Below are 3,485 nucleotides of genomic sequence, written 5' to 3'. Positions count from 1 at the left end.
CCCAAAACCTGGATTATCACCGAGGCCGATAGGTCAGCGACTACCATACTATTCCCCGACGAGTATTAGCCCATTGACACTGGCCACCAACTCCGGAGCTGGTGGCTGGTGATGAGCGGGTTACTGCTCAAATCTACAGGGCTACTTATGCCCGAAAGGAGGTGAAACTATGCCCATACGCTGGAGTGCTTTGAAGGTGAGCGAGGCAGCCGGCATGATTGAGGAATACCTCAACCAGGCCGTCGAGCCGCTGGAGCAGGCCATGATTGTCGCCAGGGAAGCCAGAACGCTGAACAACCTGCCCCAGTATGTTGACCAGGACTTTACTCAAGTCATCGGTAAAATAGAGGACTGCTTGGGATGTACTCAGTTCCGGCCCGTAGGCTGGTTCAAGGCTGTCGTCGAGCATATCCGGAAAGACCTTCCCAGTGGCGCGGTAGAGGCCGACCAGATAAGCCAGAAATACGGCAGCACACCAGTTCTTGTCTAAAACTGTCTCAAAGTGATGCAGACTGATGCAAAATGACGCACTTGGATAGGGCTACCTATGCCCAAAATCTGAAGGAAAGGAGAGTAAAAGTGAACACTCAACTCGATCTCTTCAAAGAGACGAGGATCGAGGTAGGTAAGCTAGAGCCTTTAGCCACGGTGACACTCGGTAAACGCTCAGCTCGTATACCCCTGAAAAAGCAACGCAGGGAAGCCCTTGCGCGGCTGATTGAAGTCCTGACGGAACTGGAGGGAAAGAGCGTGTACGTGGGCACGTATGATGCCGGCGGACGGCACTTCTGGATAGATAACCTGAAGCTGGAGAAGCTATCCCTGGACTTCTACCCGCCCATTTACAAAGCCGACCCCGACCGTATCCCCGGCGTCATCGTCATGTACGGCCGGCGGCAAGCCTGTGTCCGGATATTCACCGATTACCTGGTAGCGGTCCGGACCCAGGAGTATCAGGGCTACTGGCACTACCTACTCGACTTCCGCAACGGCTTCTGGGAAAGCCCGATTGACAACTACCGGGCTCACTACGCCTGCCTGCACATAACCAGGTTCAAGGACTAACGGGTAAACCGTTGAAAAACAACGGTTTTGCAGGGGTAACTATGCCCAGAAAGGAGGTGACATTTGAGCACTATTGAGAAAGGCATCTCCGATATCGTAGGTGTCTTTACGGATCCCATTCTTGTCATGCCCGGGGGCTGGGGAGATACCCTCCCGGATTGGCTGAAACAGGCCATCACCCTGGAGAGGCTCATCGAGAACATGAAGGCACTAAAGGGAGAGGAGATGACCGGTACCGACGCCGAGGCCTGTGCCTATCTCTACACCGCCAGCCTGGAAGCGCCTATGGACCACGACTGGAGCTAGATTTATCTTTACATTGCCGGTAAAACTTATGCCCGCCATAATGGCAATCAAGTGCCTGATGACATTCAGGTAGAGTCATTGAATAATTACCGGATGACAGAGCTAAACAGGCTCAAGTCGTGGCTCTATCGTAAGAGGGCTCAGGTAAGGCAGGAAGGAGACAGAATAGAGCGGAGACAAGCAAAAGAGGAAGTCGAAGCGCAAAGAGAGGCGGAACAGCCGGCATTGTTCGAGTTCTAGAATTACCGGTAATTGCTTTGGGGGTCTGGGGAAATATTCCCCGGGCCCCTTTTTTACCCATAAATTCTTGACTCTTACAGACAGAATGGTTTAGTCTCAATGTAAATGAAGGAGGTGAAACTATGCAAGCGTATTGTATGAAGTGCCGTGCCAAAAAGGAGATGAAGGATGCTAAGGCCGTAACAATGAAGAACGGAAAGCCGGCAACCCAGGGCGTATGTCCAACGTGCAGTACCAAGATGTTCAGAATTGGCAAGAGTTAAGGCTACTCTACATAGCCTAAGAATTCAGAGGGGCTGGATTTTCCCGGTATCGGGGATGACCAGCCCTTTTTTGTTCTCAATCACACATAATAAGCTATTGTTACCTGAATTGCACAAAACAGACTTTCGTTCAACCAGAGGATTAAACACCATCTTGAAATATATTAAATCCACTAAGGGCGCGGAATGTGGTTATGCCTTTGGAGAGGGGTTCGCTAAAGATTATATACTTATGGTTGCCAATACCCGAGTTCCGTCAAACACACATCATGGGCTTTTTTAAGAGATTCATGCATTCTGGCATTCTCGATAGCAATAGCGCTGAGGTCAGCAATAGCAGACAGCAATTTGATCACATCAGCACTGAACTCCTGTCTTTTACCGGAGTATATTCTTAAAACGCCTGTAATTCTATCTCGTAAGTAGAGAGGGACACTGAGCTCACTGAATATCCCTTCCTTCATGGTCTCCTGGGGATACTGAATTCTTGGATCATTTGATACATCTGAGACAACGACTGGCTTGCCTCCCGTCGTTTCAATCATGATACGATCAGCCGATATTACACCTTTGCTTAAGAATTGATCACTCAGTCCATATGTAGCTGTGTGTACTAAATGTGTTAGAGCATCATCTAAAAGCATTAGTGATCAACCCTTGACACCAGTTGTTGGTGGAGAAGTATGTGAGACAGGTTATTAGCTGACCTTTCGAGATGCCGGCGCATCTCCGACTGGGCTTTTTCCACGTCGCGCATGGCAACGGCGTTGAGCACCGCTTCGTGATCCATGATGGTATCAGCAAGACTATAGATTCTCTCTTTCCGTACCGTTGGCTTCATCCAGAGTATCATCAGATGACGCAGCTCGGAAAGAAATCGAAAGAGTGTGGCATTGTGGCTTGCCCTAGCCAAGGCAAGATGAAATGATAAATCGGCTTGAACTTGAGCCGGGTTCCTTCTCTGGGCATTTTTCTTCATTATCTCTAAGTAATGTCTTACCTCAGCGATATCTGTCTCAGTGGCGCTGACCGCCGTCAATCCCGCTATAGCCTGTTCAAGGACAATCCTTGCTTCGACAATTTCCTTTATATTTTCGCGTCCCATCTGTACGCGCCAAGTAAGCGCCCGGGACGGAAATTCATCTGAGGATACACTAACAAATGTTCCACGCCCGTGGTGTGTGGTAAGTACCCCGGTAAGTAGCAGGGCACCTATTGCCTCCCGAAGTGAACTCCGGCCAACGCCGAATTGTTCCATTAACTCACGTTCCACCGGCAATTTATCTCCCTTCTTTAAATTGCCGTGGACAATCAGTGAGACCAGTTGGTCCACAATCTGGTCGGTCAGCCGTCTCCTTTTAATTGGTATTACGGTTGATTCCATTAACGGGCACGCCCCAACACTCCAGTTGTTTGCCTGTGGAGCTGATTGATAAATAGTAAGATTTCTAGCTTGTCTTTGTCAAGCAGAGGGCTTGACAAATAAGGTAATCAACATTATAATGCCAAAATTAATATAATTGTCTGATGTTTAGACCACATGATGAAATGACTCCTTCTCAAATTGTTCGACCGCGGGCTCTACCAGGGGAGAGTTGGCTAAAGGCTGGT

General features: G+C 49.0%; 5 protein-coding genes and 1 pseudogene. 4 read left to right on the top strand and 2 right to left on the bottom strand.

Annotated features, from left to right (window positions below; genetic code table 11):
* The first annotated feature begins 169 nt into the window (after positions 1-169).
* The 4 genes and pseudogenes from KKD83_02745 (at position 170) to KKD83_02730 (ending at position 1,874) form a co-directional block, all read left to right on the top strand.
* Positions 170-490: a hypothetical protein gene (locus KKD83_02745; GenBank protein ID MBU2535069.1), complete on the top strand. Its 321-nt coding sequence runs from the start codon at positions 170-172 to the stop codon at positions 488-490.
* 89 nt (positions 491-579) lie between these two features.
* Positions 580-1,065 carry a hypothetical protein gene (locus KKD83_02740; GenBank protein ID MBU2535068.1) on the top strand — a complete coding sequence of 162 codons (486 nt, stop codon included), beginning with the start codon at positions 580-582 and terminating at the stop codon, positions 1,063-1,065.
* A gap of 63 nt (positions 1,066-1,128) precedes the next feature.
* Positions 1,129-1,611: pseudogene (locus KKD83_02735) on the top strand (hypothetical protein).
* A gap of 122 nt (positions 1,612-1,733) precedes the next feature.
* A complete protein-coding gene (locus tag KKD83_02730; protein ID MBU2535067.1) occupies positions 1,734-1,874 on the top strand; it encodes a hypothetical protein in 141 nt (46 codons plus the stop codon).
* A gap of 230 nt (positions 1,875-2,104) precedes the next feature.
* Here the strand turns inward: KKD83_02730 and KKD83_02725 are convergent, their stop codons facing one another.
* The gene (locus tag KKD83_02725; GenBank protein MBU2535066.1) at positions 2,105-2,419 is read right to left on the bottom strand and encodes a GAF domain-containing protein; all 315 of its coding nucleotides are present in this window, start codon (positions 2,417-2,419) and stop codon (positions 2,105-2,107) included.
* A 98-nt stretch (positions 2,420-2,517) separates the two neighbouring features.
* Positions 2,518-3,258 (bottom strand): FadR family transcriptional regulator, encoded by a 741-nt coding sequence (locus tag KKD83_02720; GenBank protein MBU2535065.1) that lies wholly within the window; start codon positions 3,256-3,258, stop codon positions 2,518-2,520.
* Between the last annotated feature and the right edge of the window lie 227 nt (positions 3,259-3,485).

This window comes from Chloroflexota bacterium, from assembly GCA_018829775.1.
Classification (GTDB): domain Bacteria; phylum Chloroflexota; class Dehalococcoidia; order Dehalococcoidales; family RBG-16-60-22; genus E44-bin89.
The sequence above is the reverse complement of the archived record's forward strand: the minus strand, read 5'-3'. Positions and strand labels throughout refer to the sequence as shown.